This is a genomic window from Allolucifera butyrica (assembly GCF_900476375.1).
Lineage (GTDB): Bacteria > Bacillota > Negativicutes > Sporomusales > UPPP01 > Lucifera > Lucifera butyrica.
This window is the reverse complement of the sequence record NZ_UPPP01000057.1, coordinates 56,493-72,631: the sequence shown is the minus strand read 5'-3', so window position 1 is coordinate 72,631 and position 16,139 is coordinate 56,493. Positions and strand designations below refer to the sequence as shown.

Sequence of the window (16,139 nt, the reverse complement as noted above, 5' to 3'; positions counted from 1 at the left end):
TTGGCGGTAGTTGGATATTTATCATAATCATAATCATTTTGCTGCTGTTCTTCTGTTGTTTTGACAATGAATTCTCTTCAAGTTGTTAATACCCTATAACATAGTTATCGGTTGATTCAGCAAAGTCGATTTTTCAGGCCACATTGATTGATGTCAGGATCCATTGTGAGCGCACCCGGCAGATTTTTCGCTGGGTGTATTCCTTTTTCAGTATAGCTTATAGTAATTTTGTAAATTGACATTGATTATCGGGAATGGTATATTTATCATAAAAATAAATATACACTTTTGTTTATGAAAGGAATGATTGTAATGGCCCAGATTTATTCCCATGAAGGCTATTGTGATCTTGCAGACAAAGAGAAAAAAAATAGTAATAAGTTTCTCGGAATTGGTATCTATGCCGTGTATATGTTACTGGCTGCCGCTGCTACTTGGTATACGATTTCTCATCAGATTTATATAGACCCTACCGTGCTGCAGTAGGGTTATTCTAAAACTCATCTGCTGCCCTTCGGGGCGGTCTTTTATTTTACTGGCTTTTTAAATTACTTCATTTCTGCCGAAGCAAAATTAAATACTACTAAAATAAATGCAGTTATTAAAAAAGTGATTATCCAGGCCCAAAAAGGTTTTAAATAATGAAGCCTAAGAATCGAAAACATAATACAATCAAAAAGAGCCGTTGATGACCAGGACCAGCCATTTGTATAGTAAATTCCTTTTATCACTTGAGAGTCAATCCATTCTAAGCCACTATAAATTGAAATCCAGAGAACCATATAAGCAATTTGATATAAACGATTGCCGGCAGGAAATTTAGAGAGGTAGGTAAAAGTAGTGGCGGTTAATATAAAGAAACAATTGATAAATTCCGCTACTGTCTGGGTTTTTACCAGGGCATCCGGAGGATAGTTCCATAAACTGTGACGGTAAACTAAAAAACTTACGCTCAGATCGACAGTCATTGTAAATAAGATTGTGGGGTAATATTTTTCCTGATTTTCCCAGTCACCCCATTTCCATGCACTAAGCAGAAATCCTAGAACGAGAAAAATTCTAAAAAGAAGAATAACCCATAACTGATTTACCGTTAACGAAAGCCCAAGCTGATGAATCATAGGGGATAGGTTCACAGATATCCTCCTCGAAAAAGACTTGTTATTTATAGGTATTGAAATAATGTGTAACCTATGCCAAGATCATTATAATTATTAGGAATGCATTTGATTCATAAAGCAGAGAGAAAATGCCCATAACCACATTTTAGTAGGCTATGGGCATTCTTATTATCAAGTTTTTATCCTTCTAAACAATGTCGGTTGAAAAAGTTTCACGTGGAATAAATTTCCAGGAAATAAACTTTTGAAGCTTAAGAATGGTGACGTGATTTTATTTAATAACTTTACTTGATTTTATTATAATGTTTATAACTTTTGCGGCAATTTTTTCCTGGTCTCTAGGTGATATTGGGTAATCTCTAAGCTCTCGAAAGATTTCATGCCTTAATTTTCGTTCATCTAAATCAATAACCACGATTGTCACCTCCTTCTCAGTTTGCTTTAGGGAATTCATTCATTTTAAGATGTTTCAATTTTAAGGTTTAAATGGGTGGCTGATTATTTCCTATATTGCAGATTACGCTGCTAAATCTCTGACGGTTACAAATAAATCGTTATGTTGTTTAAAAATAAAAAAACCCGGGCTATACCCGAGATGAGAGAGAAGAATATTATGGAAGGAGCCGATACAATATGATCGTACAAGGACTAATCATATTTTGACACACCATGTGCTACCGGCTCCTAATAATAGTATATTCATAAAGCTGAAATTTATACGGAAGACGGGAAAGACCCTTTTATTTTCAGTCATTATCCAGAAAAGCAACGACTTGATTTAATTTGGTTAACGTGACCGGAGATATTTTTAATGTTCGGTTCGATTGCCCGGATCCTCCATATACAAAGGGATATTGTAAAAGTTTTTTATCAAATATGGCTGGCAGTGTAAGGCCGACGACCGGCGTACTGCCAGGTTCAAAGCCGGTAATTTCCTGGACTTTATTTTTGTTTGCCAATTTAGCCCAAGAAACATTTAAGATTTTTGCAATTCGCTCAAAATCGATGCGATTACGGCTACCCGAGAAGATGATAGCGAAATGTCCCTTATCCGTCTTGATAATTAACGTGGGTGCGGTCTGACCCGTTTTAATGCCAAAATATTCAGCTCCCTCAACTGCCGAGTAAATTTGTTTTTCGTGAAATATAAATTCATAGTCAACCTTAGCGTTTTCCAAAATGTTTTGAACAAGATCCATTTATAAGAGCCTCTCAGTTTTTACTCTATTTTACCATACTCTTGAATTCTCCAATAGTACAGGTGTTCAATCTTTTGATTTAGGGAAGGGATTATTCTTCTTTGCAAGAATTACTAAAGTTAGATTACATACGGGGGTGATTATGTGAATACCGATTCTATGACAGTTGCTCAGATTACCCGGTTATTAAACAGCGACAGCATAGCCCCGCAGTTATTGCAGGCCCTGAAAAAAGATACCCGCCGTATGGTTGTTCGTCTGTTGCAACAATGGGAACAACGCCGTCTTAAAGCCGCGAAAGAACGGGAAAGGGTAAAAAAACTGTATGCCTATGAGAGCTCACTAAAAGCTCAAGGTTGTCAGTTTATTGCCGGTGTTGATGAAGCCGGCCGCGGGCCATTGGCCGGTCCGGTTGTAATTGCCGCTGTAATCTTGCCGTATGAATGCCATTTTCCCCTGTTAAATGATTCTAAAAAGCTGTTACCCTCACAGCGGGAAACATTGTATACATTAATTATGGAAAAAGCTGTGGCTGTCAGTTATCAGATCATTGAAAACGAACTAATTGACCAAATCAATATTTACCAGGCTACGATACAAGGTATGTACCGGGCGATTGCCGCCCTTTCCCCCACGGCGGACAGTGCTTTAATCGATGCCGTACCTTTAAGCGATTTATTGGTCCCTTCATTATCCATAGTCGGCGGTGATGCTAAAAGTGCTTCCATTGCGGCCGCTTCCATTATAGCAAAGGTGGAGAGGGACCGGATTATGGATAAGTTACATACTGATTTTCCTATGTATGGTTTTTGCCGCAATAAAGGATATGGAACACCGGAGCATCTGGAAGCATTGCGGAACTATGGACCCTGCCCCTTTCACCGCCGTACTTTTGAACCAGTAAAGTCATGGGGGAAACAGTCATGAGTATAAATACGATTTCGCCTGTTACAGCTCTTGCGTCTGCCGCAATAATGGAAGCAAGCCCGCAAGAGACCACGGATTTAAATTTATTGGCGGCTCAGGACGGCGGTGCCCCGGAGACTCAACTGGCAAGTGCCAATGTACAGCTAAGTATGGAAATTGTTTTGAAAAGCGCTTTGGCGGAGTTCGGCCAAGTCTTAGTGAACAGAGAAAACCTGTTGCTGTCATTACCTCCGTCGGTACGGCAACCCGTACAGGAAATGTTACAGCAATCCCTGGATGCCCGGATTTTAGTTTCCCAGGGCCTGGTTTCGTTAGTACGGGGGCAAACACGTACCGGGGAGAAACTGGTCGCATTGGCTAATCTTTTGGCGGAAGCAAGTTCGCTTTCTCCCGATACACAAGATGGCTATCCTGCCGGGACGCTCCGGCAGTTTTTAGGGAATTTTCAAGCGGAGTATTCAGGCATGACAGATACCCAAAGGAGCGGGGGCGAGAAAGTTCTTTTGGCGATGGTCGCGCAGTTGCTTGCGCAGGATAAAACAGACCGCAGAGTTTCGGACCGGAGCCAATCTAATTTAACCCAGAAAAGCCAGCCGGAGGGCGGCGCAAATACGGGCAATTTAATTAAGGATGTTGCACCCTCACGGCAGTCAACGGGATTTTCGACGGTACCTGCTGATACGACGGCAGAAAATAAGAATCCTGAAGGGAAGGTTCTTGCAGAGCTGTCGCTTAATCAGCCCGATGCCGGGGACGAAGATAAGACAAGTCCTGCTACGCGAGCCAATGTTCCCCCTGGGACAGTTCCGTCAGGCCCTAATGGCCCAGATACCGCCGAAGCCAGAAAGCTGTCGTCCTTAGTTACCCAGTTTACGCCGGGCAGGACGGAGGAGATGCCGGCTCCCGCAACGGGAAGGCAGGAATTTGTTTTTATGGAGAATGAAAGGGAATCTTTTGGTCAACCGGGCGACTTTGAGAAATTATTTTCCGGAATTAAGCAAATGAAGGGCCAATTGTTATCAGAAATGGATGGTAAATTATCTGCGCCGGAAAAAATTTTTTTAGATAAGCTGATAAAGTTTTTTTCGCTTCAGGCACCCGCATCTTTAAGGGAAGCGGCAAAGATGTTCGTAATGCCGGAATTATTCGACGCCTGGGTGCTTATGAAATTGCCCGATGCGGCGAAATGGCTGGAATTGGACGCCCGGAAAATGCGCCAGTCCGCTGATTCTTTACGGGAGCTCGGGATGTCGCTGCAAAAGCAGGAAGCGCCGGCTGACGAGGGGCCTTCCGGTACGAATGCCACTGTATTTACGGTTCCCATGTATTTTGGCAATCCACCGCAACCGTATCCGGCCTATGTTCATATTTATCGGGAGAAGGATGGCAAGGGCGGCAGTGCCGTTCAAAATTATGACGTGTGGCTTCGTATTTCTTTGGCAACAGAAAATGTAGGAATTGTAGATATGACGTTTCATTATTATCAGGGTGACCAAGTCGATGTGAAAGTAAATTTCGCGGATGAAGATGAGGCTGCTGTGTTTGCTGCCTATCTTCCGGACTTGCAGAATTCTTTCGGCAACAGCTCTTTGCAGGTGACAAATATTCAGGTAGAAGCAACCGGACGGACTACAGGTGAAGACAATGGAAAATCCTAAATCGAACAACGAAACCAAACAAGCCATAGCGCTGCATTACAACCCGGAACGGCAGAATGCCCCCCGCGTTGTGGCCAAGGGCACTGGTTTAATCGCCGAGAATATTTTGAATATCGCCAAGCAGTCCGCCGTTCCCGTTTATCAAAATAAAACGGTTGCCGGAATGTTGATGGCAGTAGAGCTGGATCGTGAAATTCCGGCTGCATTATATCAAGTTGTTGCCGAGGTTTTAGCCTATGTATACCGGCTGGACCAGGAAGCCGGGAAACGCCGTATCCGCAGATAACTAGTAAGAGCGGAGGTTACTATGCGCCGAATACTATTAGAAAATATTGTTCCCGGCATGAAGCTGGTTAAGCCTTTATACAGCGCGGAAGGCAATGTACTTTTAAATGCCGGAATCGAACTGAATGAACGTTATATAAGCCGTTTGAAAGAGTTAGATGTTTCCTATATCTACATTGAGGATGATTTAACCGGGGATATTGAGATCAGCGATGTGATCAGCGACGAAACCAGGATTGAATCCGTGGCCGGTGTAAAGGACATTGTGGACCGGGTTAAGGTAGGTAAAGGGATTGACGCCAGCCAGGCCAAGCAGGTTACCAATACACTGGCCGATGAGCTAAGCCGGAATCATGATGTTTTACTTAATTTTACCGATATGCGCACTAAAAATGATTATTTGTTCAGTCATTCCGTCAATGTTTGTATTTTATCAATTATGACTGCCCTTTCTCTTGGATTCGACGAATTACGGCTGCGGGACCTGGGAGTGGGAGCGCTATTACATGATGTGGGAAAGACCCGTATTGCCGAGGACATTTTGAATAAGACGGAGCGATTGACGGCTGCTGAAGCGGAAGAAATAAAAAAGCACCCCCAATATGGCTTTGAAGTTTTGCGCAAAAATCCTGATATCAGTCTTTTATCCGCCCACTGTGCATTTCAGCACCATGAAAGATACGACGGCAGCGGTTATCCGCGCGGGATAAAAGCGGAAGAAATTCATATCTTTTCGCGCATTGTGGCGATTGCGGATGTATACGATGCGCTTACGGCCGATGTCAGTTACCGAAAAGCACTGCCTGTTTATGAAGCATTGGCGATTATCATGAAATCAGGCGGAACTTATTTTGATGAAGAATTGGTAAATGCATTTGCCGATAACATCGCAATTTATCCGGTTGGGTGTGTTGTACGACTGAATACGGGAGAATTTGGGGTCGTTGTAAGCAGTACACGGGAAAATAAGACAAAGCCGGTTGTACGAATTATTAGCGATGAAAATAAACAACGCATTAACCGGTTGGTTGAGGTTGATTTAGCCCAAAATTCCCGCGTATATATTGCAGATATTGTTGAGCGCTGAATAGGGGGATACCATTGAATCGTTCAGCTTTAGGGGATGTTGGTGAAGCGGCGGCAGCCCAGTTTTTAAGCGATGCGGGATACCGGATTCTGCAGCGGAAATACCGGACAAAGACCGGTGAAATTGATATTATTGCTCTTGATAAGCGGGTACTGGTTTTTATTGAAGTGAAAGCACGGCGAAGTACCAGATATGGGACCCCTTCAGAAGCCGTCGATTATTATAAACAGAGAAAGATCATCAATACCGCATTGTGTTACTTGAATCAGACTCATAACCCCCAAGCGGAGATACGGTTTGATGTCGTGGAAGTTTATTTGGACCCGTTCAATAAAGGAAAGTGCAATCATATTATCAACGCATTTGGTGATTAATGATTAGACTGTAATGGTGACTGTCCAATAGACCTTTTGGCAGCGGAGTTTGTTATTTAGCATGGCCTTGGCAGGGACGGGAACCAAACCGGAGGTATGGCTATGTACGCACAGACTTTTGGGGCAACAACGTTTGGATTAAATGGAGCATTAGTTCATGTTGAAGTGGATATTGCGAATGGAATTCCCGGTTTTGACATTGTTGGACTGCCCGATACTGCCGTTCGGGAAAGCCGCGAACGGGTGCGTGCGGCAATTAAAAATGCCGGCTTTGAATTCCCAACCAGGCGAATTACAGTTAACCTTGCACCGGCCGATATGAAGAAGGATAGTCCCGGCTTGGATCTTCCTATTGCAATCGGTATTATGGCAGCGAGCGGACAGGTGGATCCTATCTCATGCCAGCAGTATGTATTTATTGGCGAATTGTCATTAGAGGGACGGTTGCGCGGAATTACCGGATTGCTGCCAATGGCGGTTGACTGTGCGAAAGACGGTAAAACTACTTTAATGGTTGCGCCGGAGAATGCGCAGGAAGCTTTATTGGTGAAGGATGTGACCATTTACGCTCCGGATACACTGACACAGGTTGTTCTCCATTTACGCAGCGAACAACTGATCACTCTGGAAACCAGAGCGGTGACCGGGGAGAAAACAGAGAAGTCAATTGACAATGATTTTTCCGAGGTTCAAGGGCAGTTTCAGGCGAAACGTGCCCTGGAAGTGGCTGCCGCCGGAGGGCATAATGTACTGTTGATTGGTCCGCCGGGGTCAGGAAAAACCATGCTGGCCCGCCGTATAACTTCGATTCTGCCAACTATGTCGGATCAGGAAGCCTTAGAAGTAACTAAAATTTATAGTGTGGCCGGCTATCTGTCCAATTGCCGGGGATTAGTCAGGGAACGACCGTTCCGCAGTCCGCATCATACCGTATCGGCGGCAGGAATGATTGGCGGCGGTTCTATTCCACGACCGGGAGAAGTAACGTTAAGCCATAATGGTGTTTTATTTTTAGATGAATTGCCGGAATTTCCCCGTGATGTTCTGGAGGTCCTGCGCCAGCCGTTGGAAGATGGCGAAGTGACAATCTCCAGAGTGCACGCATCTCTTTCCTACCCGGCTAAAATTATGTTTATTGCTGCAATGAATCCTTGTCCGTGCGGAGAATACCTCGTGCAAAGGAATATTGAACGGATATGTTTGCCTGTGGCTTCTTAGCCCCAGGATTTTTTGTTTCTACGATAATTTTATGGACCAGCGCTTTGACGATTTCCCGCTTGAGTTCAAAGTTTGGTTCACCATTACCAAGTTTTTCTCGAAGGTCATCCAGAAAAAGTTTAGCACTAGAAAAACGTTGGGACATGGTGTCAACCGAGTCCATTTTGATTACAAGCTGATCAAGGCGGCTTTGCAGTTCTAGCTTTTCAATATTGATTTTTTGTAATTGCTGCTCTACGTCCTTGGCCTCTATAAGTTTCTTACGATAAAGATCGAGGATGCTTTGTTTTTCAACTTCTTTTTCGTCCATGGATTTTGTTATAAGGGCTCTTTCCGTTTCGATTTGCAGTACCCTGGATTTATTTTCTTGGATGCTATTTTCAAACTGATTGAGGGCTTCACCAGGGGACATGATGAATTTTACACAGTCGTTCCAAACCTGGTTTTCAATCCAATCCTGAGGAAGATTTTTCGATCCGCATTTCCCCATGAGAGAGCCCCTATAGGTTGTTTTGCCATTGCATATATAACATCCGCGTTGGCTGCTAGAATAAGCTGTTCCGCAGTAAGTTAGGCTACAACAACCGCATTTAATTAAACCGCGGAGTAGATATTGTCTTTTGGAATTATGCACAGATTCAAGCTGGTTATTATGAAGGACTTGCTGAGCTCTGTCCCAAATTTCTTCAGAAACAATAGCAGGTACTTCACGCGAAATGATTTCGCGCTGTTTCTTGGAACGTTTTCCGTATAAATGAATCCCTTTATAGGTTTCGTTGACGATCATGTTCCGGACCCGAGCGGGGCGCCATATGCCTGCGGTATTTTCTATTCTTTTTCCTTTTCTTGCCTGACGACCGGCAATAGCGTAAGCTGGAGGAATACCGAGAGAGTTTAGATAATCTGCAATTTTGATCGTAGAGATGCCATCATCGGCAGTAATGTGATATATGAGCCTTACAACATCGACCTCGGTCATGTCCATTCCGGGTAAGGGGTTTTTATCGCTTAATTCTAGGCATTTTTCTTCGTTTACGATATAGCCGTAAGGAACTATACCCCCGAGCCATTTGCCTTCTCTGGCAGCTCTGTTGGCCCCGAGCCAGAGGCGTTCCAGAATGGTTTCTCTATCCATATCGGCGACGCCGGCCAAGACAGTGAGAAGAAGACGGCCAGCAGCCGTAGAGGTATCGAAAGGCTCCGTCATAGAACGAATTTTTACTCCGTACTGCTCAAGGTCATATACAGCATTGAGAATTACCCGGGCGGTACGGCCCAGGCGGTCCAGTTTGTATATTAGCAGTAATTTTACTTTGCCAGCTTTTGCATCCTCGAGTAATCTTCGACCTTCTGGTCGTTCTTGAAGGGGGAGAGTTCCTGTAACGCCGTCATCACGATACCAGCCGGCGATAGGGAGTTGGTGAAGGTCACAGTATTTAGTTCCGAAATCTACTTGGTTTTGGATCGTTCCTCGTTCAGCCTGATCTTCGGAGGAGGTTCGGGCATAGAGTCTGGTTTCTTCTGATTCAAACATAAGAAAACTCCTTTATTCTAGTACGTATGTTCGGTATGTTGGTGAAGAAAAAAGCGGTTTCCCGCCTAAACTACGATAATAATTATAATACTTGCTTTAGAAAAGAAAATCCTGCCTATTCAAATAGGTAATGGAATTTATGACTCCGCGGATGCGGAGCTACTTTTATGGCTTACAAACCTTACATGGCCTATACCCGGCGTTAATAGCATCATCCCGGGATTCAAAAAATACTTTGTGTGATTCAGACATTCGGCCTACATAGCGACAATATGAATAATGGAAGATGCCCGAATGGGAATTGCCTATGTATGTTGCACTAAACGGGACTATAGCAGGGTGGGGCGTTATTAAGGCATCGCCGGCGTAATCATTAAGTTCTACAATTTTATTTGTTATGAACTGAGAATGATACTGTGGAGTAGCAAGGGCGGATGATAAAGTAAGAAGCAGTAAAAAGGCGAGTAGTAGTGCTAATTTTTTGCGCATCCGTTCCACCTCCTCTCGTCTGTTTTAGTAAAGCTTCACCCGATGGTGATATTAACAACAAGTTTCTTTGAATCCTTAATTTCTTTAATTATTTGTTTCCATTGCTCGCTGGTTAAAAAGGCTTGTCCTGATTGAACGCAATAACAAACCATTTTGCTGTTAACTCCGGCGGTAAAACTGGTAACAGAAAGAATTCCATCGGCGGCCATTAGCGAAATATCGTGACCTGGTGAGATGGCGGAAGCCAGTTCGAGAAATTGAGCACGATTGACGGTAATTTTCATAATTGGCCTCCTAATAATTAATCACAGCATATTTTGTGCTGTGATTTTTGCTGGTTAAGAGATTAAGTTATATAAGGTTTCGAAGATAAAAGAGAAAATCCTGCAAATTTTTTCACTAAATGCAATTTAGCAGGATACTGTTATCTTTATGGAGAAAACGCCCATAATTCACAAGAAAATGAACTAGGGGCTGAAAGTGTAATAAATGCAGCAAAGATGTATTTGAAAGCACAGGGCATTAAGATAATAGTCCTGACTATAATGAAATACTGATTGCCGAATCAGGATATATGGGTAAAAATAAAGGAGGTAATAATTTGAAGATTAATAAGATAAAATATCCAGTACCACTTTCCGATATCAAAGATATTGAAAATGACAATATAGATGTATTTGTTGAGTTGGAGGATGGTATCACGTATACTGTGGTAGTTAGTACACCAAAAAATTTAATGTGGTATATGGATAAAGAAGAAATGAATTATATTAATCCTAGTCCTCCGTTTATTATAGTTCGGACTTTAACTGAAGATAATATAAAAAACGCTTTAGAATCCTTTGCAGAGAAAGATGCTTATTGGCTAAAGCTGTACCATCTAGTAGGGAAGCGGGATGATGTTTTTAATATTAAAGAAATGGATAAGGTAATTAAAGACATGCATGAAGAGATGTTGAAGGATTACGTGGAGTTTATTGGTAAATCTTGAATGTTTAATAGATGAGTTGTTTAACCTGAAAAAATATGTTTTCTAAAGTATCAAGGTCAACGGACGAAAACCCGCTGACCTTTTTCGGGTACTTACAGAAATAAAGCATCTGGCAGGAATTGTCGGGGCATTTGGTGAATGGCGTAGGAAAAGTACTTTGCCTCTGTTAAGTCGGCATGGAGCTTAGAACAATTGTCGAATATAGAAAACAATTAGGATATTACTTGGGGGAACTAAAGTGGAGTGTGAAAAAATAATAGTTAGAAATAAAATTTATAGAAAAGGCGATCTTGTTTCGAAACTGATATTGTTAACTGTTGATTATAACTTTAGTAGTGACTCTGACTTCAAAAAACATTATGGTATGGATACTATAATGAAAGAACTGTTTGATGAAGAAGTCGAAAAAAGTGATTTTGAAAGTACACAAATTTATCAAAAATATTTAGAGGTCAAAAAAACAGGAGAAGATAACGAATTTTTTCAAGTAATGTATAAAATAAAAGATGATTTAGGCATAAAAATCTCCGAGCATATTTATCTACATCATATAGCAACTGGGCTAGCGATTAAAGAAAATCGGATTGTACCTTGGGAGTGTGTTGATAGCAAGTTGTATATTGCCGATACCTGGTGGGAATCCGATGATAACATAATAGACGACATGCGTAATTTATCCATTATCGAGTTTTTGTCTAAATATAAAGGATATTAAATGAAGATGATAGTTCCGAATGAATATTAGGATGTTATAAACTAGAGTGCCATATGTATCCTAGAGACAATGTCCCAGAATATAAAAGGAATGATAAATGGTGATTATTTTTAGTAAAAAGGAAATAGATAAAATTCAGAACGTTAACTTTCATGATGCGAAAATTTCAAAGATTATTAGTGATTACGATGAAGGGACAGTTGAAATGCCCATAATTATGGATGATACTCATCAATATGCTGCATTGCTGAAATTTGAAAACGTAGCATATGTGGAAGTGAATCGTAAAGAACCATGGGGACCTGGTTGTTACATTTTCACGTTAAATGTAGATGACGATGAAGGTGATTATTTTAAGGTGAGTATTTTGCTTAACTCTGGAGATAAAGTAATTATTATTGCAGCTAAAATGGTTTATTCTTTCAGTTAGACAGTTTTTGGGGGATGGGCATTCAGGTCAACAGAGGAAAATCCGCTGACTTTTTTTCTGGGCGCTTATAGAAAGCCGGATTTTGTAATATTTGCTATTTAAATACATGAATATGTTAGAATATGATGAATAGGTCCCAATTTAAGGCAGGAATAACATTTCTTGCGACGAAAAATAGATTTATATATGTTTCACGATAGGATGATTACTACATGACAAATAAAAAGTTCAAACTCATTGATTTATTCTGTGGCGCTGGAGGACTTTCTCTTGGTTTTGCAGGGAAAGAATTCGGGCATAACTTTAAATCGATATGGGCTAACGATTTCAATCAGTACGCAGCGAATACCTATAATGCAAATTTCGGCAAGCATTGTGTCGTTGGTGACATAGTTGACATACTAAAGGATCCTAAAGTAAAGATTCCTGAAGCCGATGTTGTAATTGGTGGTCCTCCTTGCCAGGGATTTAGCTTGTTGAATAAAAACCGTGATGGTGATCCGCGTAGACATCTTTGGCGTCCGTATATGGACGTTGTCGAGCGATCGGGCGCTGAAATATTTGTTATGGAAAACGTTCCCCAAATTCTTGATTCAGCAGAATTTGAGGATATTGCTGAGTATGCCGAAAAATTAGGTTTTTTTCTAACAAAAGCAAAATTGTGTGCTGCCGACTATGGCGTATCTCAGATTCGCTTTAGAGCTTTCATAATTGGTTGTCGGTTTATTGACCCTAATAATTTCTTTCCGCCATTAAAAACCCACTATAATCCTAATCTTGGTCCCGTATTACCTTTAAAGATACAGAACGAATATATTTCCGATGCTCGTCCATGGCAAACGGTACGGGATGCCATTGGGGACTTGCCAAGGCCAGTAGGTACACAAATCAGAGAAGAAGATCCTCCGCTTAATTTGCATTTTGGCCGGACGCCTACAGAAACAAGCCTCAGACGATACGAATCGATTCCGAATGAAGGAATGAATCGTTTTGATTTACAAAAAAGAGCACCGGAGTTGACTCCAAAGTGTTGGATAAAAAAGACTTCTGGAGGTACGGACTTATTCGGCCGTCTCTGGTGGGATAGACCTTCCGTCACCATCCGTACAGAGTTCTTTAAACCTGAAAAGGGACGTTATCTCCATCCTTGCCAGCATCGACCGATTACCCATCGGGAAGCAGCTCGAATTCAGTCTTTCCCTGATTCTTTCCGTTTTTTAGGCAGTAAGATAGAAATCGCAAAACAAATTGGTAATGCAGTCCCTCCGCGACTGGCTGCAGAAATTGCGGGTTGTGTTGAGAATCTCCTTAATGCAAGGAGCAAAGAAAAAAGTGCCTGACCGATTCACCCGGGAAGAAAGAAGCCGGATAATGTCGCGGGTTAAGGGGAAGAACACCGGACCTGAAATTAAAATAAGAAGCACGCTTCATAGTCTTGGTTTTAGGTTCCGATTAAACCGAAAAGATCTTCCTGGAAAACCGGATATTGTGTTGCCGAAGTACAAAGCTGTCATATTTGTTCATGGTTGTTTTTGGCATGGGCATAGTTGTAAGCGAGGACATCGACCCCAGACAAATGAAGAATTCTGGAATAAAAAAATTGATGGAAATATAAAGCGTGACCAGGTTAATATGAATAATCTGGAGAAGCTTGGATGGCGGGTCTTGGTAATTTGGCAATGTGAAATAAAACAAATGGATGCTCTTATAGTGCGTATAAAAGAATTTTTAAATAGTGAAGACGTTAAAGGTCACTGATTTTTGCGGTTTTTTTGGGGATACCGGCAGAATGAACGGTGGCCCCAAATGAGGGAAAAGGAGCGAACAAATTGGCGAGACGGTCGATGCCTAACGGGAATCCAGAAAAACTTCGACAATCCCTAGTTGAATTATTAACGAACTTTGCAACAGAGCTTAAGAGAAGTGATCTCCGAAAAAAGGTCATTGCTTTAATTCCGGCCTTTCATAAACTTCGAGACCTAGGCAGTTCCTTAATTCCTGAGAGTGAAGCGCCTTCAGCACGTGACCGGATAATCGCTTATCTCCGTCAATATCCTCAAAAAGTTATTGATGGTGACGAACTTATGGTGGTATCTGGGATTGGAGAATGGGCACGTCGAGTTAGAGAATTGCGAGTTCAATTCGGCTGGTGGATTTATTCCGGAGTCACGTTTAAAGACATGGCCGAAGATCAAGAGGAAGTAGATTCTTTAAAGGCTATAGGTATTGATCCATCCAAAATTAAACCGGATCAATATGTGCTAATGCGTATCGAGGAAGATAGGGATGCAGCGCATCGTTGGAATGTCCTTAATGAAATACGCACAAAGAAAATTGCTGTTAAGGACAAGATTATAGAGTATTTTCGGCGAAATGTTGGGGTTCAGATTACCGGTGAAGAGCTAAAATATTTAGCTAAGGATAAAAGTGAATGGCCGAGGCGAGTCAGAGAATTACGTACGGAAGATGGTTGGCCTATAGCTACTAAAAATACCGGCCGGGATGATTTGGCTGTCGGTGTTTATGTTTTAGAAGAAGATAAACAGACCTATGAACATGACCGTAAAATCCCTGATCCCGTCCGTGTGGAGGTTTTGAAGCGAGACGGATTCAAATGCGCTGAATGCGGTTGGAGCAGAAATATGCTTTCTCGTGAAGATCCACGTAAAATGCTTGAACTTCACCACCGGCAGCATCACAAGGACGGTGGCGAAAATACCGCTGAAAATCTTATTACTCTCTGCAATGTATGCCACGATACTGAACATCGAAAAAAACATTAACCTGATGATTCGGAAGATAGTTCGTTTAAAATAAACTGCCAATATTTTTAAATAACATACAAAATTTAGCAGGATACTCTACCATTAGAAAACGCCCATAACTTTAGTAGGTTATGGGTGTTGTTCTAAGCTGAAGCTTATCTGCTGCGGCTTCTTGTTTTTTCTTTTAACAAAAATAAATGTAAAACGCTAATATTATAAACAGATTTCACGATATATTAAGTGACAGAATGGAAAATAATGTGATGTAATTTTGAAAGGAACCATATAATGTTTCCATCAGATTTTTTTATATATGCTGGTTTTGGTGGCTTATTTCTTTATATTTTTTGCGATATAATGTGGGAAAGTATAATTCCAGCAATCAAGAGAAAGTATTTCAATCGAGTAAAAGACAAAGATGAATAAAGAGAACCCTATACATTTTTAAATTCGTCGATTTGAGAATGCTCGCATTATCTGCCAATGTTTTTAAATAACATACAAAATTTAGCAGGATACTTCCACTATTATGAAGAAAACGCCCATAACTTACATTTTAGTAGGTTACGGGCATTTATATTTCTAATCTGACGTAGCAAATACAGTTAATTGATAATAGCTAGTTTGAGGGCTATGTGAGTCGAATAATATTAGAATATAAAAAGGCAGATGGAGTATTTTATGAAAAATATAATTCAGGCGGTATTTATTGATAGGGATGGTACCATAGGCGGAGATGGAGAAGTAATTTATCCCGGCGAATTCACACTGTATCCTTTTACAAAAAACGCTTTTAAATTATTAAAAAAAGAGAATATAAAGATATTTGCATTTACTAATCAACCTGGAATTTCTTTGGGTAATTCTACGGAAGATAGATTTGTGAAAGAGTTATTAGATTTTGGATTAGAGGATGCATATATATGTCCGCACACTCCGGAGCAATGCTGTATGTGTCGAAAGCCAGAAGCTGGTTTATTGTTAAAAGCAGCAGTTAAACATGGACTGGATCTTTCAAGGTGCGCAGTAATTGGCGATAGGTTGACTGACATGTTGGCCGCAGACAAAGTACACGCGCGAAAAATATTAGTAATGACGGGAGTCGGTAAAGAGTCAGTTAGAGAGTATCAGGATAAATTGTTAAAAATAGAACTTGATTATATAGCAGCGAACTTATTAGGAGCCGTTGAATGGATATTGGAATAATAAACATTTGCTATTTAAATTAGGAACAGCTCAGAAATATATGTCAAGAATGGTTGAAATTGAGCCATTTTAGCCGGTTCGATTTTGAGCCACCGGTTGGAAAAATCAGCTGAGCGAATAAGCAGTTTTACATTAATTCC

General features: G+C 41.2%; 20 protein-coding genes. 14 read left to right on the top strand and 6 right to left on the bottom strand.

The annotated features are described in order from the left end of the window. Window positions 1-294: 294 nt before the first annotated feature. Window positions 295-486 carry a hypothetical protein gene (locus tag LUCIF_RS25960; protein WP_165865881.1) on the top strand — a complete coding sequence of 64 codons (192 nt, stop codon included), beginning with the start codon at window positions 295-297 and terminating at the stop codon, window positions 484-486. A gap of 62 nt (window positions 487-548) precedes the next feature. Here the strand turns inward: LUCIF_RS25960 and LUCIF_RS04145 are convergent, their stop codons facing one another. The 3 genes from LUCIF_RS04145 to LUCIF_RS04140 all read right to left on the bottom strand — a co-directional run bounded on the left by LUCIF_RS04145 (window position 549) and on the right by LUCIF_RS04140 (window position 2,320). Next, window positions 549-1,136, bottom strand: a complete 588-nt coding sequence (locus LUCIF_RS04145; RefSeq protein WP_126720572.1) for a CBO0543 family protein — start codon at window positions 1,134-1,136, stop codon at window positions 549-551. Between the two features lie 256 nt (window positions 1,137-1,392). After that, window positions 1,393-1,536, bottom strand: coding sequence for a hypothetical protein (locus LUCIF_RS25955; protein WP_165865880.1), 144 nt, complete (start codon window positions 1,534-1,536; stop codon window positions 1,393-1,395). 331 nt (window positions 1,537-1,867) lie between these two features. After that, window positions 1,868-2,320, bottom strand: a complete 453-nt coding sequence (locus LUCIF_RS04140; protein ID WP_122626615.1) for an aminoacyl-tRNA deacylase — start codon at window positions 2,318-2,320, stop codon at window positions 1,868-1,870. Between the two features lie 144 nt (window positions 2,321-2,464). On the opposite strand from LUCIF_RS04140, the gene rnhB reads away from it, so the two are divergent. From rnhB to LUCIF_RS04110, 6 genes are all read left to right on the top strand, one after another. Next, window positions 2,465-3,247: a ribonuclease HII gene (gene rnhB, locus LUCIF_RS04135; RefSeq protein ID WP_122626614.1), complete on the top strand. Its 783-nt coding sequence runs from the start codon at window positions 2,465-2,467 to the stop codon at window positions 3,245-3,247. Then, complete coding sequence (locus LUCIF_RS04130; RefSeq protein WP_122626613.1) at window positions 3,244-4,905, top strand: flagellar hook-length control protein FliK; 1,662 nt, start codon at window positions 3,244-3,246, stop codon at window positions 4,903-4,905. Before rnhB ends, LUCIF_RS04130 begins: the two co-directional genes overlap by 4 nt. Beyond that, a complete protein-coding gene (locus tag LUCIF_RS04125; protein ID WP_122626612.1) occupies window positions 4,892-5,191 on the top strand; it encodes an EscU/YscU/HrcU family type III secretion system export apparatus switch protein in 300 nt (99 codons plus the stop codon). The genes LUCIF_RS04130 and LUCIF_RS04125 overlap by 14 nt, the downstream gene beginning before the upstream one ends. Before the next feature lie 21 nt (window positions 5,192-5,212). Next, window positions 5,213-6,277 carry an HD-GYP domain-containing protein gene (locus LUCIF_RS04120; RefSeq protein ID WP_122626611.1) on the top strand — a complete coding sequence of 355 codons (1,065 nt, stop codon included), beginning with the start codon at window positions 5,213-5,215 and terminating at the stop codon, window positions 6,275-6,277. A gap of 14 nt (window positions 6,278-6,291) precedes the next feature. Next, window positions 6,292-6,651 carry a YraN family protein gene (locus LUCIF_RS04115; RefSeq protein WP_122626610.1) on the top strand — a complete coding sequence of 120 codons (360 nt, stop codon included), beginning with the start codon at window positions 6,292-6,294 and terminating at the stop codon, window positions 6,649-6,651. A 102-nt stretch (window positions 6,652-6,753) separates the two neighbouring features. Next, complete coding sequence (locus LUCIF_RS04110; RefSeq protein WP_122626609.1) at window positions 6,754-7,869, top strand: YifB family Mg chelatase-like AAA ATPase; 1,116 nt, start codon at window positions 6,754-6,756, stop codon at window positions 7,867-7,869. Here the strand turns inward: LUCIF_RS04110 and LUCIF_RS04105 are convergent. The 3 genes from LUCIF_RS04105 to LUCIF_RS04095 form a co-directional block, all read right to left on the bottom strand. Then, a complete protein-coding gene (locus tag LUCIF_RS04105; protein ID WP_122626608.1) occupies window positions 7,784-9,403 on the bottom strand; it encodes a recombinase family protein in 1,620 nt (539 codons plus the stop codon). The genes LUCIF_RS04110 and LUCIF_RS04105 overlap by 86 nt on opposite strands. A gap of 165 nt (window positions 9,404-9,568) precedes the next feature. After that, on the bottom strand, window positions 9,569-9,892 hold the full coding sequence (locus LUCIF_RS26960; protein ID WP_122626607.1) for an Ada metal-binding domain-containing protein: 324 nt from the start codon (window positions 9,890-9,892) through the stop codon (window positions 9,569-9,571). 35 nt (window positions 9,893-9,927) lie between these two features. Continuing rightward, window positions 9,928-10,176 (bottom strand): hypothetical protein, encoded by a 249-nt coding sequence (locus tag LUCIF_RS04095; protein WP_122626606.1) that lies wholly within the window; start codon window positions 10,174-10,176, stop codon window positions 9,928-9,930. 290 nt (window positions 10,177-10,466) lie between these two features. On the opposite strand from LUCIF_RS04095, the gene LUCIF_RS04090 reads away from it, so the two are divergent. The 7 genes from LUCIF_RS04090 (at window position 10,467) to LUCIF_RS04060 (ending at window position 15,999) form a co-directional block, all read left to right on the top strand. Then, entirely contained in the window at window positions 10,467-10,883 is a 417-nt protein-coding gene (locus tag LUCIF_RS04090) for a hypothetical protein (protein WP_207856947.1), read from the top strand. Window positions 10,884-11,121: 238 nt separating this feature from the next. Next, window positions 11,122-11,598 carry a hypothetical protein gene (locus LUCIF_RS04085; RefSeq protein ID WP_122626604.1) on the top strand — a complete coding sequence of 159 codons (477 nt, stop codon included), beginning with the start codon at window positions 11,122-11,124 and terminating at the stop codon, window positions 11,596-11,598. 97 nt (window positions 11,599-11,695) lie between these two features. Further along, complete coding sequence (locus LUCIF_RS04080; RefSeq protein WP_207856945.1) at window positions 11,696-12,028, top strand: hypothetical protein; 333 nt, start codon at window positions 11,696-11,698, stop codon at window positions 12,026-12,028. A gap of 212 nt (window positions 12,029-12,240) precedes the next feature. Continuing rightward, the gene (locus LUCIF_RS04075) at window positions 12,241-13,368 is read left to right on the top strand and encodes a DNA cytosine methyltransferase (protein WP_122626603.1); all 1,128 of its coding nucleotides are present in this window, start codon (window positions 12,241-12,243) and stop codon (window positions 13,366-13,368) included. Continuing rightward, on the top strand, window positions 13,340-13,786 hold the full coding sequence (locus tag LUCIF_RS04070) for a very short patch repair endonuclease (protein WP_207856943.1): 447 nt from the start codon (window positions 13,340-13,342) through the stop codon (window positions 13,784-13,786). The genes LUCIF_RS04075 and LUCIF_RS04070 overlap by 29 nt, the downstream gene beginning before the upstream one ends. An 86-nt stretch (window positions 13,787-13,872) precedes the next feature. Next, window positions 13,873-14,811 carry an HNH endonuclease gene (locus tag LUCIF_RS04065; protein ID WP_207856941.1) on the top strand — a complete coding sequence of 313 codons (939 nt, stop codon included), beginning with the start codon at window positions 13,873-13,875 and terminating at the stop codon, window positions 14,809-14,811. A gap of 663 nt (window positions 14,812-15,474) precedes the next feature. Further along, a complete protein-coding gene (locus LUCIF_RS04060) occupies window positions 15,475-15,999 on the top strand; it encodes an HAD-IIIA family hydrolase (protein ID WP_122626601.1) in 525 nt (174 codons plus the stop codon). Window positions 16,000-16,139: the final 140 nt, after the last annotated feature.